The sequence below is a fragment of the Nocardioides sp. genome (assembly GCF_051876515.1).
Taxonomy (GTDB): domain Bacteria; phylum Actinomycetota; class Actinomycetes; order Propionibacteriales; family Nocardioidaceae; genus Nocardioides.
Map to the genome: position 1 here is coordinate 1 of NZ_JBJEHY010000092.1, position 15,657 is coordinate 15,657.

A 15,657-nucleotide genomic window follows, 5' to 3' on the forward strand; every position below is an offset into this window, starting at 1 on the left:
CCGACGTTGTCGCCCACGTTGTCGGCGATGGTGGCGGCGTTGCGCGGGTCGTCCTCGGGGATGCCCTGCTCGACCTTGCCGACCAGGTCGGCGCCGACGTCGGCGGCCTTGGTGAAGATGCCGCCACCGACACGCATGAACATCGCCAGCAGTGCGGCACCGAAGCCGAAGCCCTCCAGCACGTGCGCCGCCTCGTCGCGGAAGATGAGGACCACCGAGCTGGCGCCCAGGAGACCGAGGCCGACGGTGGCCATGCCGACGAAGGCACCGGTACGCAGGCCGATCGTCATGGCCGGGTCGCGACCCTGGGTCTCGGCGGCCGCGGCGACGCGGACGTTCGCCTTCACCGCCAGGCTCATGCCGAGGTAGCCGATGGCGGCGGAGAAGCCGGCGCCGAGCAGGAAGAAGACGGACCTGCCGATCCGTACGGTCATGTCGTCGGCCGGGAGCGCCAGCAGGACGAAGAAGGCGACGGCGGCGAAGATCCCCAGCGTGCGGAACTGCCGGGTCAGGTAGGCGTTGGCTCCTTCCTGGACCGCCTGGGCGATGCGTTGCATGTTCTCGGTCCCGCCGTCCGCTCTGAGCACCTGCTGCCGGAAGACGGCAGCCAGCACGAGGGCGACGACCGCGATGGCAGCCACCACCACGACGAGGACGAGATTGGTTCCGGCCAGCTCAGGCGTGGAACCCACGGACGCAACGTTCATACATACCTCCCGGATCGGACAGGCTCTCTGAGAACTGGCCGCAGCCTAGCCGCATGTGATCCGGGCCACATCCCTGTGCTGTCGGGGGTGGGCAGCGTGTCGCGACGGGGGCACGCGGAGGGCGCCGCCACGGGGCCGACGGGACGCGGAACAGGCCACGTCCCGGAGGACGTGGCCTGGATGACGGCGATCGGGTCGGTGGTCAGCCCGTGGGCGAGATGACCGAGTCGCGGATGACGAAGACCTTGGCCAGGCCGGTGATCCGGAAGATCTTGAGGAGCCGCTCCTGGGTGCAGACCAGCTCGAGCGAACCGTTGTGTGCACGGACCTTCTTGAGTCCGCCGACGAGGACGCCGAGGCCGGTGGAGTCGAGGAACTCGACGGCCTCGAGGTCGATGGTCAGGTCGTAGTGACCCTGTCCGACGAGCTCGGTGATCCGGTCGCGCAGGCGGGGTGCGGTGTACACGTCGATCTCTCCACCGACGGCCACCACGACACGCCCGTCCTCCTCGCGTGTGGCAAGGGTCAGATCCACGGCTTCTCCAGCTCCCCGTTACAGTGAGCGCGCGGAACCTCCGCCACGCGCAGCGTCGCCCTATCAAACCACGTCCGGGGCGGGTACGCAGGTGTGCATCACCACAGGTGTCGCGGTGAGCACCGCCTGAAGAAATGTCGGTGGGCAGTGCGACACTCCCCCGGTGTCGTCCCCCGAGTCCCCCGTCCAGCGCGAGCTGAGCGGTCTGGTCGCCCGCCTGACCGCGGGCCCGGGGCGCGCGGAGCGGCTGCAGCACCTTGAGGTGCTCCCGCCCCGCGCCGCGAGGTACGGCGACTGGCCCGACTGGGTCCCTGCCGAGGTCAGGGCGGCATACGCGGCGACCGGTGTGGACCAGCCGTGGCTGCACCAGGTGGTGGCCGCCGACGCGGCCTGGCACGGGCAGCACGTGGTGGTCGCGACCGGGACCGCGTCGGGCAAGTCGCTGGCGTACCAGCTGCCGGGGCTCTCGCGGGTCCTGACCTCGCGCGGTCGCCGCGGCGAGCGGGGGGCCGGCGTCCTGTACGTGGCACCGACGAAGGCGTTGGCGCACGACCAGCTGGCGGGGCTGCGGGGGCTGGGGCTCGACGTGCGGTTCGCCGCCCACGACGGGGACAGCTCGCCGGAGGCGCGGGAGTGGACGCGTGACTTCGGCGAGTACGTGGTCACCAACCCCGACATGCTGCACCGCTCGCTGCTGCCCGGGCACGCCCGGTGGTCTTCGTTCTTCTCGACGCTGTCGCTGGTGGTCGTCGACGAGGCGCACCACTACCGCGGGGTGTTCGGGGCGCACGTCGCCCAGGTGCTGCGGAGGCTGCGACGGGTGTGCGCGGCGTACGGCTCGTCTCCGACGTTCGTGCTGGCCTCGGCGACGGCGGCCGAGCCCGAGCTGACCGGCGAGCGGCTCACCGGGCTGCCGGTGGTGCCGCTGACCACCGACCACTCCCCTCGCGGACAGGTGTCGCTGATGCTGTGGGAGCCGCCGTTCACCTCGTACGGCGGCGAGAACGGTGCCCCAGTGCGGCGCGCCGCCTCCTCGGAGGTGGCCGACCTGCTCGCCGACCTGGTCGTCGAGGACGTGAGAACCCTGGCGTTTGTACGCTCCCGGCGCGGTGCCGAGCAGGTCGCGATGACGGCCTCGCACCTCGTGGCGGAGGTCGACCCGTCACTGGCGGGGCGGGTGGCGTCATACCGCGGGGGCTACCTGCCCGAGGAGCGGCGCGAGCTCGAGGATGCGCTGCGGCGGGGCACGTTGACGGGCCTGGCCGCCACCAACGCGCTCGAGCTCGGCATCGACATCAGTGGTCTGGACGCGGTGCTGATCGCGGGGTTCCCGGGGACGCGGGCGGCGTTCTGGCAGCAGGTGGGCCGGGCCGGGCGTGGCGCCCAGGACGCGCTCGGGGTGCTGGTGGCACGCGACGACCCGCTGGACACGTACCTGGTCTCGCACCCGGACGCGCTGATCGGTCAGCCGGTCGAGGCGACGGCGTTCGACGTGTCCAACCCGTACGTGCTGGGGCCGCACCTGTGCGCCGCGGCGCAGGAGGTGCCGCTGACGGAGGCGGACCTGCCGATGTTCGGCCCCGGCACCCGGGAGGTGGTCGACCAGCTGACGGCGGCCGGCCTGCTGCGCAAGCGGCCGCGGGGCTGGTTCTGGACGGACCGGCGCCGGGCCAGCGACCTCACCGACATCCGTGGCACCGGCGGTGCTCCGGTGCAGCTGATCCAGGGCGGGACGGGACGGGTCGTGGGCACCGTCGACGCCTCCGGCTCGCACGCGACCGTGCACGCGGGCGCGGTCTACGTGCACCGCGGCGAGACCTGGCTGGTCGACGAGCTGGACCTCGACGAGGGCGTCGCGACCATGCACCTGGCGGATCCTCCGTACACGACGTCGGCGCGCGAGGTGACCGACATCAGCATCGTGGGGGTGCGGGAGCAGGTCGACTGGGGCGGCTGCCGGCTGCACCTGGGTGAGGTGGACGTCTCCAGCCAGGTGGTCTCCTTCCTCAAGCGCCGCCGCCCGAGCGGCGAGGTGATGGCCGAGGAGCTGCTCGACCTGCCCGCGCGGACGCTGCGTACGACGGCGGTGTGGTGGACGGTCCCGGCGGACGTGGTCGCCGAGTCGGGGCTGGTGGCGGCCGACCTGCCGGGCGCGGCGCACGCGGCCGAGCACTGCTCGATCGGGCTGCTGCCGCTGTTCGCCACGTGCGACCGGTGGGACATCGGTGGCGTCTCCACGGCGGTGCACCCCGACACGGGCCAGCTGACGGTCTTCGTCCACGACGGGCACCCGGGCGGGGCGGGGTTCGCCGAGCGCGGCTTCCGGGCCGCGTACGCGTGGCTGAGCGCGACCCGCGAGGCCATCGAGGCGTGCCCGTGCCAGCAGGGCTGCCCGTCGTGCATCCAGTCGCCGAAGTGCGGCAACCAGAACAACCCGCTCGACAAGGCGGGCGCGGTCCGCCTCCTCGGGGCCCTGTTGGGGTCGGCACCAGCGCACTAATCTCAGCGACATGGTGGTCCTCGGTCTCGTCCTCGTGCTCCTGGGTGTGCTGCTCGTCCTGGCTGCCGTCTTCGTCAGCGACCCGGGCACCGGTGGCACGCTCCTCGGTTTCGACGCGACCGTGCTGGGCGCCTTCACGGTGGGCATCGTCGCGGGAGCCCTGGTCCTCCTCGGGCTGGGCCTGCTGCGCTGGGGCACCCAGCGGGGTCTCGCCCACCGCCGCGAGGTCAAGGAGTACCAGCGTCTGCAGCGCAAGCACGGCCAGCCGGTGGAGTCGTCGGAGGAGCCGCCGCCCGTGGGCTGACCCCAGCTCGCAGGCGACGTCACCGCGGTCCCGCCCGGGCTGCTGCCGGCACAGCGCCGAGTGGGCGCATCGGACCCCGTACGTCGACCTCGACGTCCACGTCGACCGTCCCCGCCTTCTCCGTGCACCGGGTCAGCCGGGCGCCGTTGCGGACCGCGACGCGGTGGGCCTGACCGCAGGGGTCGCCCCCGGCCGTCCCGTTGGCAGCGACGGCTCCCGCCAGGGCGGCGAGGTCAGCCGCCGCCTGTGCCTCGCGCTGGGCGAGGACGAGGCCACCAGCGCCGGCCAACGCCACGGCGACGAAGCAGAGCAGACCGGCCAGGGCGACGACGAGGACGGTGGCGGCGCCCCGCTCGTCGCTGCTCCGCTCCCTCGTACGCCCGGCCCTCACTGGGCCTCCTCGACCACGGCGACGGCACGCGAGGAGACGGTGACGCTGCCGAGGCTGCCCAGGACGCCGCCCGGAGGGGCGACGCGGGCGCTGGTCTCTACGACCACGTCCCCACCCTCGTGGCTGACCCCCACGGTGGCCCCGTCCGGTGCGATCCGTCGCGCCAGAGCGGTGGCACGCGACACGTCGTCGCCGCGCGCCACCACCCGTGCGGCTTCGCGTGAGGCGTCGACGACCCGGACCTGCGCAGCGCCCAGACTCACCAGCCAGACCAGCACCACGGTGAGGGCGAGCAGCAGCGGCAGCGCCACCGCCAGCTCGGCGGTGACCGCTCCGGACTCGTCGCGCCGCCGCATCAGCCGATGCCCAGCAGGCCCATGACGTGCTCGAACAGGTCACCGAGGAGCTTGTCGCCGAAGCTGCCCGAGAGCAGCTTGTAGAGCAGGGCGGCGAAACCGGCGCCCGCGGCGGTGCCGACGGCATACTCGGCGGTGGTGATGCCGCGCTCGTCGTCGCGGGCGTGGCTGCGGGCGAGGGCGGTGTGTGTCTGGTCGGGTCGTTCCTGCATGGTGTCTCCCTTCGGGCGGCGCCGGGTGCGCCGGTGGCTCCACCGTCGCGAATCGGCGGCTCGGCTGCTCGCCCCGCCGGTCCGCCGGTGGAGAACCCCGACCAGGCCGGCCTGTGGACGAACGACGGCGTACCTCACGGCGTCAGCTGCCCGAGGAGCGAGGCCACGGTGGGGACGATGCCCAGCAGCATGAACGCGGGCAGCAGGCAGACCCCGAGGGGTACCGCGGCGGCGACCCCGACGCGGCGTGCACGGTCCTCCGCGTCGGCGTGGAGGTCGCGGGCCAGGTCGTCGGCGAGACGGTCCACGGCACTGCTGACCGAGGCGCCACTGAGCTCGGCGCGTGCCAGCGTCCGCCCGAGCCGGCCCAACGCCTCGTCGTCACTGAGGAGCTGCCACGCTCGGTCCCGGTCGCCAAGTCCGGCCAGCACGACGGTCTCGGCGAGCCGGTCCGCCGCCGGCCCCGGCAGGGCACGGCAGACCGCCTGCAACCCGGCGACCGGGTCTTGGCCCGCATGGAGGGTCGCGGCGAACAGGGTCACGAGGTGGGGAAGCTCGGCCCGCGCCTGCTCACGAGCGCGCTGGACCTGACGCGGCTCCGCGGCCGCCAACGTCCGCCACGCCAGGACCGAGGCTCCCGCACCCGCCCAGACGCCGGCGCTCCCACCCACCAACCACCACACGCCGACACCGCACAAAGCACAGGCCAGACCACGCAGGCCCGCGGCCGTCGCCGGCGAGGCGGTGACGGCGGGCGCCGGCGCGGCCCCGCCGGCGGCCAGGGGGCCGGGCCCGCGGGGCGCTGGTCCGACGGCGCTCCAGGCGGCCACTCCGGCCATCAGGGCCGTGATCCACCACCACATGTCGCCCTACCGGGCCGCCCGCTCGGCGAGGAGCTCGATCCAGCCCAGCCCGGCCGCGGTCAGGATCAGGCCCGCCGCTGCGCAGAGGTTGCCGGTGGTGGTGGCGAGCAGGAAGCCGAGCGGGTCGCCGCCGCTGCCGGCACCCATGAGCAGCGCGGCGACGGGCAGGACGGCGACCATGCGCGCGGTGGCCCGGGCGGATGCCAGCTCGGACTCGACGACGCGGGCCGTACGCCGCCGCGCGTCGAGGGAGTCGCCGACACGGCGCAGCGCCGCCGCCAGGCCCTGCCCACTCTCCTGGCCGACCTGCCAGGCGGCAGCGACCAGCCGCAGCTCGGTGGCACCCGGTCGCTCGGCGAGCCGTCGCAACGCAGCGGGGACGTCGAGCCCGAGGTGGAAGGCCTCGGCGGCCTCGCGCAGCCCGGGCCAGGCCACGACCGCGCTCTCCAGCGCTGCGACAGGCGTGCGTCCTGCCACCAGCTCGCCCGCCAACGTCTCACAGCACTCCGCGACCGCCAGCGTGGTGGCGCGCTTCTCATTCCGGCGCGTGCGTACGTGCCAGGCCACCCGGGCCGCGACCGCTGCGAAGGCACCGGCCACCACCCAGAAGCCCCGCACGTGGCTGCCGAGGACCCACTGCGCGGCCGCGGCGGCTGCCGCGCCGGCCACCGCGAGCGCCGCCGTGCCGAGGTACGGCGGACGAGTCACCGCCGGTGAGGTCTCCCGGCCCGGGGGTGCAGCACCGACCTCCCCCGGGCGCGGCGACGGCCCCGGGACCAGCAGCGCGACCGCGGAAGCCGATGCCACGGCCAGCCCCCACACCACCCCGCTCACGCCGACAGCCCGAGCCTGCGCGCGAGCAGCGGCCAGCCGGGGCCCCGGTGGACGTCGGACGGTGTGAGCTCCACGGCCGTCCGCATGGCCACGAGGCCGTCCGCGCCCCGCACCGGAACCGCGACCTCCTGCACCCGCCGCAGGCCGTCCGTGCCTCGACCCACGTGCACGACCGCGTCGATCGCGGCCGCCACCTGGCTGTGCACGGCAGCCCGGCCCAGTCCGGCCGCGAGAGCCAGCGCCTCCAGACGCGCCGGGACGTCGGCCGCCGAGTTGGCGTGCACGGTGGCGCACCCGCCCGCGTGACCGGTGTTGAGTGCGGCGAGCATGTCGACGACCTCGGCCCCGCGCACCTCCCCCACCACCAGCCGGTCGGGGCGCATCCGGAGCGCCTGGCGGACCAGGGTGCGCAGGGTGATCTCGCCGGCTCCCTCGGCATTGGGGGGCCGTGCTTCCAGACCGACGACGTGCGGGTGGTCGGGCCGCAGCTCGCTGGCGTCCTCGACGAGGACGAGCCGCTCGGGGTCCGGCACCGTCGACAGGAGCGCCGAGAGCACCGTGGTCTTGCCGGTGCCGGTGCCCCCGCTGACCAGGTACGCGGCGCGCGAGGCCACCAGGTCCTTGAGGACCACCGCCCCCGCGGCCGGGAGGGCGCCTGCTGCGACCAGGCCGTCGAGGCTGAAGGCGCGGGCGCGGCCCACCCGCAGCGACACGACGGTGCCCGGGCGCGCGGTCGGGGCCAGCACCGCGTGGAACCGGGTGCCGTCGGGAAGGCGTACGTCGCAGAACGGGGTCGCGTCGTCGACCCGCCGCCCGCCCGCGGCCGCCAGACGCTGGGCGAGACGGCGTACGGCCGCGTCGTCGGCGAACCTCACCTGCGCCCGCTCGAGGCCGGAGCCCCGGTCGATCCAGACCTCGTCGGCGCCGTTGACGAGGACGTCGGTGACACCCGGCAGTCTCAGCAGCGGCTCGAGCGGGCCGGCGCCCAGCACGTCCTGCCGCAGCCGGTCGTGCACCGCGAGCACCGTCGCATCCCCGACCGGAGCCCCCGCCGCCCGCAGCGCCTCCGCGACGTGGGTGGGGGTGACCTCACGCCCGCGGGCCGCCAACCACTCACGCACCTCGTCGAGGGCGCCGGCCGACAGCGCCCCCTCCGGGGCGAGCTGGCCGGTGATCACGACACCCACGCCAGAATCTCGGTGGCCACCCGCGCCGACGCACTGCGGTGGGAGCGGACCGGCCCCAGGCCCAGGTCGACCGACTCGGTGATGCCGCGCTGGTCGCGGAGCAGGGCGCTGACCCGGCACCCGGTCGTCTCCTCCACGTCCTCGCGCGGCACGGGCCCCGGCCGCAGCACCACGCTCGCGCGTCCCACCAGGTGCCCCAACCCACCGAGCACCCGCACCGTGGAGGCGAGACCGGCGACCGTGGCGGGCGTGACCACCAGGAGGTGGTCGCAGCGCCCCAGCAGCTCCAGCGAGGCCGGGGTGAGGCGGCGGCCGGGGTCGACGACCACGAGGTCGTGGCCACGACGGGCGGCCGCCAAAGCCTCCCGGGCCGCCCCGGTGTCGACGTCGGGCCGCTCGCCCGGGCCCCACGTCAGGACGCCGAGGTCACGTACCCGCGGCAACGACTCACGCAGCGCCCGGGCTCCCAGGCGTCCGGGAGCACGCACGATCTCGGACCACCGCACCCCCTCCTCAGTCTCGAGTCCGAGCATCCGGTCGGCCCCGGAGCCCAACGGGTCGGCGTCGATCAGCAGCGTCGGCCCCCGTTGCGCGCCGACCTGCGCCAGCGCGCAGGCCAGGGTGCTCGCGCCCGCTCCTCCCGTCCCACCGATCACGCCGACGGTGCGCCCGCGTGAGGGTGGGGAGTCGACGTCGGTGAGCAGCTCGACCAACCAGGCCTGACTCGCGGGCAGCTCGGCGACGCTGTGCGCCCCCACCCCCACCGCGGCCGCAAAGACCTCCCGCTCCTGCTCGCCCACACCGACGACGTGGACCGCCTCGCGCCGCGGCGGCTGGACCCCGTGCAGGTGCGCGAGCATGTCCACGCCCAGCAGCACCACGCCGGCGCTGCTCCACGCGGCCAGCGCCTCGGCCGGTCCGGCCACGTCGGGCGTGACCCCGGCGGCCGCGGCCAGGCGACCCACCTCGTCGGCGAGCAGTGGGTCCTGGGTGATGACGACGACTCTCATGCCCTCCACCCTCACGACCGGGGGGACGCGGCGACAGAGGAGCGGCGAACTGTGGATGGATCGGCGCCTCCGGCGCGCCTGTGCACGCACTCTGGCCGCGAGGCCGGGGGCGTACGCCTACCATGGTCGGCATGTCCCGCCCTGTCGCGGCCTTCTTCGACCTGGACAAGACGATCATCGCCAAGTCCAGCACCCTTGCCTTCTCGCGCGAGTTCGCCGCGGGCGGGCTGATCACGCGCGGGGCGATGCTGCGCTCGGCGTACGCCCAGTTCGTCTTCGCCGTCGGCGGCGCCGACCACGACCAGATGGAGAAGCTGCGCGGCTTTCTCTCCGAGCTCGTCACCGGCTGGGACGTCGAGGTCGTCAAGGCGATCGTGCGCGACACCCTCACCAACACCGTCGAACCGCTGGTGTACGCCGAGGCCGTCAAGCTGATCGCGGAGCACCACGAGCAGGGCCACGACGTCGTCATCGTGTCGGCGAGCGGCGCCGAGGTCGTCGAACCGATCGGCGAGATGCTGGGGGCGGACCACGTGATCGCGACGCTGCTCGAGATCGAGGACGGCCGCTACACCGGCCGCATCGACTACTACGCGTACGCCGAGGAGAAGGCCCGCGCCGTGCAGGAGATGGCCCTCCAGCGCGGCTACGACCTGACCGAGTGCTACGCCTACAGCGACTCCGTCACCGACGTCCCGATGCTGGAGGCGGTCGGCCACCCGTACGTGGTGAACCCCGACAAGGAGCTCCGCAAGCACGCGACCACGCACGAGTGGACGGTGCTGGAGTTCTCCAAGCCCGTCGCGCTGCGGACGACCCCGGCGGCGAAGCAGACGCTCACCGCCCTCGCGGTCGGCGGTGCGCTGGCGGCCGGCGGGGTGCTGTGGGCCAGCACCCGCAAGCGTCGCCCCGACGCCTGAGCGGCCGCCGCGAACCGCTCTCCTCAGGGGCGGCAAGATGCGCCCGTGACCGGCGAAAGTCAACCCTTGAGTTGCCCCTCTGCCGGGCGTACAAAGGAGGGACAAGTCAAGAGTTTCACGTGACCCCGGTACCCACGCGGTGATCCACCCATCTTGAATGGGCGCTGCACTGTCGGGACGCTCCCGCGGCAGCAATTGTCGATGCACGCTTGGTAGCTGCAGGTGTCACGTGTTTGCGGCGGCACCTGACCCACGCGGACGGGTGCCGTCCGCGCGTCCCGATGGCGGGTGGGACTACTCCGCGGGGCGGCGCAGCGGGCTCGCCTCGGCCCCGGCCGCGTACGCCTCCGCGGCGTACATCAGCCAGGCGTGCTTGCCCTTCTGCCCGCCGTCGCGGTAGCCGACGAGGTTGGACTCGTACTGCGCGCGGAGCGCCAGGTGGCCGGCCTCGGGGACGACCAGCGACTTCGCGTCGAGTCCGGTGGTCACGAGCACGAGCCGCTCGGTGGCGCGGGCGACGACGCCGTTGTGGGAGCTGAACGGTGCGGCGGTGGCGATCTCGGCGTGCACGATCGCGGCCCGCACCAGCGCGGGGGTCGAGGCGGAGGCGGTGAGCAGCTCAGCGACCGTACGCAGGCGCTGCGCCGATTCCGCGTCGCGGGGACGGCCGAGCATCTCGGTCGGCAGCGACCCGGCGGCGACCACGCTGTGCAGCCGGGCCAGCGCCTGGAGCGGCGAGGTCAGCAGGAGCGGCGCGAGCCCGAGCATCTCGGCCGAGAGGCGGACCACGTCGGTGGCGATCTCGTCGCCCTCGCCCGCACGGACCTCGGCGAGCGTCGAGCCGGAGCCCTCGAGGACGGCGCTGGCGTGGGCCCCGCGCAGCAGCGACTCGGCGGTGGTCTCGGGCGACGTACGGCGCAGACCACGGTCGCGCAGCATCACGTCGATGCCGTCGCGGGTGGCGGCGTACGCCGACGGCACGCCCTCCAGGGAGCTCAACCAGTCCAGCGGGTCATGAGTCACGTACACAGACGCTAGTAGCCTGATCGCGATGAGTGACCAGCAGCCCGCCCAGCAGCCCGCCGCCGAGCCCGCCCGATCGTTCGGCTCGGTGGCCGAGGCGTACCACCGTGGCCGTCCGTCGTACCCGGTCGAGGCGGTCGAGTGGCTGCTCGGCGCGGAGCCGCGGATCGTGCTGGAGCTGGGCGCCGGGACCGGCAAGCTGAGCGCCGTCATGGTCGACGCCGGGCACGCCGTGCACGCCACGGAGCCGGACCCGGCGATGCTGGACGTGCTGCAGCGCGAGGTCCCCGGGTGCAGCAGCAAGCAGGCCGACGCCGAGGACGTGCCGGCCAACGACAACTCCGTCGACGTGGTCGTGGTCGCGCAGGCGTTCCACTGGTTCGACCACGAGCGGGCGCTGGCAGAGATCGCCCGGATCCTGCGGCCCGACGGCACGCTGGCGCTGGTCTGGAACTCCCCCGACCTGCGGATCCCGTGGGTGCGGCGCCTCTTCGACCTGCTCGGCCACCAGGACCAGAACACCTCCTCGGTCGAGCACGTCGTCAACTCGCCGCTGTTCGGCTTCGTGGAGGAGAGGACGTTCTCCACCTGGCAGGACGTCAACCGCGAGACCATCGTCGACCTCGCCCTGTCGCGCTCCTCGATCGCCTCGCTGGGTGCCGACGCGCGCGCCGACAAACTGGCCGAGGTCGTCGACTTCTACGACCAGTTCGGCCGCGGCATGGACGGCATGCAGGTCCCGTACCGCGTGCAGTGCTTCAAGGCGACCGTCGTCGAGCCGCTGACCAGCACGTCGACGGGCGGGATCCCGGCGGTGCAGGTCGAGTCGGACGACCGCGCGCCGGACGCCGGCGACGCCGAGCAGGAGCAGGGTTCCGCCGAGGGACCCGCCGGGCGCGGTGACGAGGGCGGCGACGACATGCTGCTCATCGACTTCCGCTGAGCCTCGACCGGCTCGACGGACGCGGCGGCGGGCACGCACTACATTCCTCCCATGGCGCGCTGGCCCTCGTTGTTCTCCCGGCGTCGGACCCACCTGGGGTCCGAGGCCGACCGGGCGACGTTCCGTACGCTGCACACCGCGTCGCTGGCCAGCCCGGCGCTGCGTGAGGGGCTGACCGAGCGCAGCGCGGAGCGGTCCGTACGGCACCTGCGCGCGCTGCTGGGCACCCCGGCGGCCGCGCTGGCCGACACCAGCGGCGTGCTCGCCTGGATCGGTGACGGCAGCCACCACGTCGAGCACCTGCCCGCCCAGGTGGCCGGGGTCGCGGAGTCCGGGAGCACCCGCGTGGTGGACCGGCGTGACCTGCCCTGCGAGGACCCGACCTGCGTGGTGCGCCAGATCGTGCTGAGCCCGCTGGTCGTGGAGGAGACCGTGGTCGGTGCCCTCGTCGCCGGCGCCCCGCACGCCACCGGCACCCTGATCCGTACGGCCGACGAGGTCGCCGCGTGGGTGTCCGGACAGCTCGAGCTCGCCAGCCTCGACGACTCCCGCACCGCCCTGATGGAGGCCGAGGTCCGAGCGCTGCGGGCCCAGATCAGCCCCCACTTCATCTACAACTCCCTCGGCGCCATCGCCAGCTTCGTACGCACCGACCCCGACCGCGCCCGCGAGCTGCTGCTGGAGTTCGCCGACTTCACCCGCTACTCCTTCCGCAGCCACGGCGAGTACACGACGCTCGCCGAGGAGCTGCGCTCGGTGGAGCGGTACCTTCTGCTCGAGCAGGCCCGCTTCGGCGACCGTCTGCAGGTGACGTTGCAGATCGCGCCCGAGGTGCTGGGCGTCGCGGTGCCGTTCCTGTGCATCCAGCCGCTCGTCGAGAACGCGGTGCGCCACGGCCTGGAGGCCTCCGCCGACAAGCCCGACGGCGCGGGGCGGCTCTCCATCATCGCCAGCGACCGCGGGCAGACCTGCGTGATCGAGGTCGAGGACGACGGAACCGGCGAGGACCCCGAGCGCGTCCGCCGCGCCCTGGCCGGTGACACCGAGCTCGACTCGGTCGGTCTCGGAAACGTCGACGCACGTCTTCGCAACGCGTTCGGCGACGACTACGGTCTTGTCGTGGAGACCGCACCGGACGCCGGCACCAAGGTGGTCGTGCGCGTGCCCAAGTTCGCCCCCGGGGTGCACGCATGACGACGACCCCGCACGGCACCGGCCTGCGCGTCCTGGCCATCGACGACGAGCGTCCCGCGCTCGACGAGATCGCCTACCTGCTGCAGCGCGACCCCCGCATCGGCGGCGTGCTGACCTGCGACTCGGCCACCGAGGCGCTGCGCACCCTGCAGAACCTCGAGGTCGACGCGGTCTTCCTCGACATCCAGATGCCCGGGCTGTCGGGCCTGGACTTGGCGCAGGTGCTCTCGCGCTTCAAGAACCCGCCGCCGGTGGTCTTCGTGACCGCCCACGACGAGCACGCCGTGGAGGCGTTCGACCTGCGGGCCGTCGACTACGTCCTCAAGCCGATCCGTGAGGAGCGCCTGGCCGAGGCGATCCGCCGCGTCGTCGAGGCCCCCACCCGGTCCCGGTCGGGCGACGTGCAGATCCCCGTCGAGCGGGCCGGGGTGACCCGCTTCGTGAACCGTTCGGACATCACCCACGTCGAGGCGCAGGGCGACTACGCCCGCCTGCACACCGCCGAGGGGTCGCACCTCGTACGCACCCCGCTCTCCACGCTCGCCGAGCAGTGGGCCGACGCCGGGTTCGTACGCATCCACCGCTCCGCCCTCGTCGCCCTGCCGCACGTGGAGGAGGTGCACAGCGAGGCCGGCCGGGTGATCGTCGTCGTCGGGGGTGCCGAGCTGCCGGTGAGCCGGCGCCACACCCGCGAGCTGCGGCAGGTCCTGACCCGCAAGCCCACCCCGTAGGGCGACGGTGAGCCAGCACGAACGCCCCGCGCGGGTCCGGGTGACCGGTCCCCCGCGCCGCCGCGCGTCCGCCCCACGGCCCCGCGCCCGGGAGATCGACTCGGGCACGGCGCTCGGTGAGGTGCTGATGCACTCGCTGCTGCGCGAGCAGCTGCTGCTGGCCGCGCGGCTGCTGGGCCTGGTGGTGCTGACCTTCGGTGGCCTGCCGCTGCTGTTCCACCTGGTGCCCTCGCTGGCGGAGGTGGAGGTGCTGCGGGTGCCGCTGGCGTGGCTCCTGCTGGGCTTCCTGGCGTACCCGTGGTTGGTGCTGCTCGGTCTGGTGTACGTCCGCTCCGCCGAGGCCAACGAGCGTGACTTCGCCGACCTGGTCACTGACGACGACCCGCTCGAGGCGCTCGACGACCCGCGGGGGGCCCCGTGAGCCCCACCGCCTGGGCCGCGGTCGTCGCGGTCGTGCTGGTGACGCTGACGACGCTGGCGATCGGCACGTACGGCCTGCGCCTCTCGCGCACCACCAGCGACTTCTTCGTCGCCTCCCGCACGGTGGGTCCACGCCTCAACGCCACCGCGATCGCGGGCGAGTACCTCTCGGCGGCCTCGTTCCTGGGGATCGCCGGGCTGGTGCTGGTCTTCGGCGCCGACATGCTCTGGTACCCGGTCGGCTGGACCGCCGGCTACCTGGTGCTGCTGGTGCTGGTGGCCGCGCCGCTGCGCCGCAGCGGGGCGTACACCCTGCCCGACTTCGCCGAGGCCCGGCTGGAGTCCCGGCAGGTCCGCACCCTGTGCTCGCTGCTCGTCGTCGGCATCGGCTGGCTGTACCTCCTGCCGCAGTTCCAGGGCGCCGGGCTGACGCTGGCCTCGGTGACCGGCGCGCCGACGTGGCTCGGCTCGGTCGTGGTCGCGGTCGTCGTGCTGGTCGCGGTCGGCTCGGGCGGCATGCGGTCGATCACGTTCGTCCAGGCGTTCCAGTACTGGATCAAGCTGACCGCCCTGCTCGTGCCGCTGTTCGTGCTCCTGGCGGTGTGGGCCGCGGACGGGGCGCCGCACCCCGCACAGGCCGCCCCCGACGGCGCCGCCTGGTCGTTGCCGATCGGCGAGGGCGGCGTGAAGGGCCTGTACACGACGTACTCACTGATGGTGGCCACGTTCCTGGGCACGATGGGGCTGCCGCACGTGGTGGTCCGCTTCTACACGAACCCCGACGGGCGGGCCGCGCGGCGGACCACGGTCGTGGTGCTCGCGCTGCTGGGCGTCTTCTACCTGCTGCCGCCGGTGTACGCGGTCCTGGGTCGTCTGTACGCCGGTGGTCTGCGCGGCGACGACGCCAACGTGCTCGTCCTCGAGCTGCCCGGGCTGATGGTCCCCGGGGGGATCGGGACCGTCCTGACGGGCCTGTTGACCGCGGGCGCGTTCGCCGCGTTCCTCTCGACCAGCTCGGGGCTCGTGGTCGCCGTCTCGGGCGTGCTCAGCCAGGACGTGACGGGTCGACTCGTACGGCGCGGCGGCGGGGCGGTCGACGGCGTGCTCGCCTTCCGCGTCGCGGTCGTGGTCTCGGTGGTGGTGCCGTTCACGGCGTCGCTGGCCGCCCTCGACGTCGACGTGGCCCGTACGGTCGGGCTGGCGTTCGCGGTCGCGGCCTCGACGTTCTGCCCGCTGCTGGTGCTGGGGATCTGGTGGCGGCGGCTGACCCCGGTGGGGGCCGCGGCCGGACTGGTGGTCGGCGGCCTCGGCTCTGGCTTCGCGGTGGCGTGGACCCTGCTCGGCGATGACACCGGCAGCTGGTGGTCGGTCCTGCTGGCCCAGCCGGCCGCGTGGAGCATGCCCGCCGCGATGCTGACCATGGTCGTCGTCTCCCGCCTCTCCCCCTCCCGGGTGCCGGTCGGCGCGGACCGCTTCATGGTGCGCCTGCACACGCCCGAGAGCATCGACCTGAAGCGCTGACTGGTC

General features: G+C 73.8%; 18 protein-coding genes. 8 read left to right on the forward strand and 10 right to left on the reverse strand.

Going from position 1 to position 15,657, the window contains the following annotated elements:
* Positions 1-692: sodium/proton-translocating pyrophosphatase (locus ACI379_RS06575; RefSeq protein ID WP_439791277.1), on the reverse strand; the 692-nt coding region annotated here is incomplete at its 3' end.
* Positions 693-909: 217 nt separating this feature from the next.
* Positions 910-1,242, reverse strand: a complete 333-nt coding sequence (locus tag ACI379_RS06580; RefSeq protein ID WP_439791278.1) for an STAS domain-containing protein — start codon at positions 1,240-1,242, stop codon at positions 910-912.
* A 163-nt stretch (positions 1,243-1,405) separates the two neighbouring features.
* On the opposite strand from ACI379_RS06580, the gene ACI379_RS06585 reads away from it, so the two are divergent.
* Together ACI379_RS06585 and ACI379_RS06590 are read left to right on the forward strand one after the other, a co-directional pair.
* Positions 1,406-3,742, forward strand: coding sequence for a DEAD/DEAH box helicase (locus tag ACI379_RS06585; protein ID WP_439791279.1), 2,337 nt, complete (start codon positions 1,406-1,408; stop codon positions 3,740-3,742).
* A gap of 10 nt (positions 3,743-3,752) precedes the next feature.
* Complete coding sequence (locus tag ACI379_RS06590) at positions 3,753-4,046, forward strand: hypothetical protein (protein WP_439791280.1); 294 nt, start codon at positions 3,753-3,755, stop codon at positions 4,044-4,046.
* Between the two features lie 19 nt (positions 4,047-4,065).
* Here ACI379_RS06590 and ACI379_RS06595 read toward each other — a convergent pair whose 3' ends face one another.
* From ACI379_RS06595 to ssd, 7 genes are all read right to left on the reverse strand, one after another.
* The gene (locus tag ACI379_RS06595; RefSeq protein ID WP_439791281.1) at positions 4,066-4,437 is read right to left on the reverse strand and encodes an Rv3654c family TadE-like protein; all 372 of its coding nucleotides are present in this window, start codon (positions 4,435-4,437) and stop codon (positions 4,066-4,068) included.
* On the reverse strand, positions 4,434-4,793 hold the full coding sequence (locus ACI379_RS06600) for a TadE family type IV pilus minor pilin (RefSeq protein WP_439791282.1): 360 nt from the start codon (positions 4,791-4,793) through the stop codon (positions 4,434-4,436). The genes ACI379_RS06595 and ACI379_RS06600 overlap by 4 nt, the downstream gene beginning before the upstream one ends.
* Positions 4,793-5,005, reverse strand: a complete 213-nt coding sequence (locus ACI379_RS06605) for a DUF4244 domain-containing protein (RefSeq protein ID WP_439791283.1) — start codon at positions 5,003-5,005, stop codon at positions 4,793-4,795. The genes ACI379_RS06600 and ACI379_RS06605 overlap by 1 nt, the downstream gene beginning before the upstream one ends.
* A 134-nt stretch (positions 5,006-5,139) precedes the next feature.
* Entirely contained in the window at positions 5,140-5,868 is a 729-nt protein-coding gene (locus ACI379_RS06610) for a type II secretion system F family protein (RefSeq protein ID WP_439791284.1), read from the reverse strand.
* Between the two features lie 6 nt (positions 5,869-5,874).
* Positions 5,875-6,675 (reverse strand): type II secretion system F family protein, encoded by an 801-nt coding sequence (locus ACI379_RS06615; RefSeq protein WP_439791285.1) that lies wholly within the window; start codon positions 6,673-6,675, stop codon positions 5,875-5,877.
* Between the two features lie 23 nt (positions 6,676-6,698).
* Complete coding sequence (locus ACI379_RS06620; protein WP_439791286.1) at positions 6,699-7,889, reverse strand: TadA family conjugal transfer-associated ATPase; 1,191 nt, start codon at positions 7,887-7,889, stop codon at positions 6,699-6,701.
* Positions 7,877-8,899, reverse strand: coding sequence for a septum site-determining protein Ssd (gene ssd, locus ACI379_RS06625; protein WP_439791287.1), 1,023 nt, complete (start codon positions 8,897-8,899; stop codon positions 7,877-7,879). The genes ACI379_RS06620 and ssd overlap by 13 nt, the downstream gene beginning before the upstream one ends.
* Positions 8,900-9,030: 131 nt before the next feature.
* Between ssd and ACI379_RS06630 the strand changes: the two genes are divergently transcribed.
* Positions 9,031-9,819, forward strand: coding sequence for an HAD family hydrolase (locus ACI379_RS06630; protein WP_439791288.1), 789 nt, complete (start codon positions 9,031-9,033; stop codon positions 9,817-9,819).
* A 294-nt stretch (positions 9,820-10,113) separates the two neighbouring features.
* Here the strand turns inward: ACI379_RS06630 and ACI379_RS06635 are convergent, their stop codons facing one another.
* Entirely contained in the window at positions 10,114-10,842 is a 729-nt protein-coding gene (locus tag ACI379_RS06635; RefSeq protein ID WP_439791289.1) for an oxidoreductase, read from the reverse strand.
* Between the two features lie 28 nt (positions 10,843-10,870).
* On the opposite strand from ACI379_RS06635, the gene ACI379_RS06640 reads away from it, so the two are divergent.
* Genes ACI379_RS06640 through ACI379_RS06660 form a run of 5 tightly spaced genes read left to right on the forward strand, consistent with a single transcriptional unit; the run spans position 10,871 to position 15,651 of the window.
* Positions 10,871-11,785 (forward strand): class I SAM-dependent methyltransferase, encoded by a 915-nt coding sequence (locus ACI379_RS06640; RefSeq protein WP_439791290.1) that lies wholly within the window; start codon positions 10,871-10,873, stop codon positions 11,783-11,785.
* 51 nt (positions 11,786-11,836) lie between these two features.
* Positions 11,837-12,979: a sensor histidine kinase gene (locus ACI379_RS06645; RefSeq protein ID WP_439791291.1), complete on the forward strand. Its 1,143-nt coding sequence runs from the start codon at positions 11,837-11,839 to the stop codon at positions 12,977-12,979.
* A complete protein-coding gene (locus tag ACI379_RS06650; protein ID WP_439791292.1) occupies positions 12,976-13,710 on the forward strand; it encodes a LytR/AlgR family response regulator transcription factor in 735 nt (244 codons plus the stop codon). The genes ACI379_RS06645 and ACI379_RS06650 overlap by 4 nt, the downstream gene beginning before the upstream one ends.
* Positions 13,711-13,717: 7 nt before the next feature.
* Positions 13,718-14,131 (forward strand): hypothetical protein, encoded by a 414-nt coding sequence (locus ACI379_RS06655; protein WP_439791293.1) that lies wholly within the window; start codon positions 13,718-13,720, stop codon positions 14,129-14,131.
* Positions 14,128-15,651: a sodium/solute symporter gene (locus ACI379_RS06660; RefSeq protein WP_439791294.1), complete on the forward strand. Its 1,524-nt coding sequence runs from the start codon at positions 14,128-14,130 to the stop codon at positions 15,649-15,651. The genes ACI379_RS06655 and ACI379_RS06660 overlap by 4 nt, the downstream gene beginning before the upstream one ends.
* Positions 15,652-15,657: the final 6 nt, after the last annotated feature.

What these genes read in the sequence shown, in the direction of transcription:
- ACI379_RS06590 (WP_439791280.1), top strand. Translation starts at nt 3,753, where the DNA reads ATGGTGGTCCTCGGTCTCGTCCTCGTGCTCCTGGGTGTGCTGCTCGTC.
- ssd (WP_439791287.1), bottom strand. Translation starts at nt 8,899, where the DNA reads ATGAGAGTCGTCGTCATCACCCAGGACCCACTGCTCGCCGACGAGGTG.
- ACI379_RS06640 (WP_439791290.1), top strand. Translation starts at nt 10,871, where the DNA reads ATGAGTGACCAGCAGCCCGCCCAGCAGCCCGCCGCCGAGCCCGCCCGA.
- ACI379_RS06605 (WP_439791283.1), bottom strand. Translation starts at nt 5,005, where the DNA reads ATGCAGGAACGACCCGACCAGACACACACCGCCCTCGCCCGCAGCCAC.
- ACI379_RS06650 (WP_439791292.1), top strand. Translation starts at nt 12,976, where the DNA reads ATGACGACGACCCCGCACGGCACCGGCCTGCGCGTCCTGGCCATCGAC.
- ACI379_RS06645 (WP_439791291.1), top strand. Translation starts at nt 11,837, where the DNA reads ATGGCGCGCTGGCCCTCGTTGTTCTCCCGGCGTCGGACCCACCTGGGG.
- ACI379_RS06630 (WP_439791288.1), top strand. Translation starts at nt 9,031, where the DNA reads ATGTCCCGCCCTGTCGCGGCCTTCTTCGACCTGGACAAGACGATCATC.
- ACI379_RS06600 (WP_439791282.1), bottom strand. Translation starts at nt 4,793, where the DNA reads ATGCGGCGGCGCGACGAGTCCGGAGCGGTCACCGCCGAGCTGGCGGTG.
- ACI379_RS06610 (WP_439791284.1), bottom strand. Translation starts at nt 5,868, where the DNA reads ATGTGGTGGTGGATCACGGCCCTGATGGCCGGAGTGGCCGCCTGGAGC.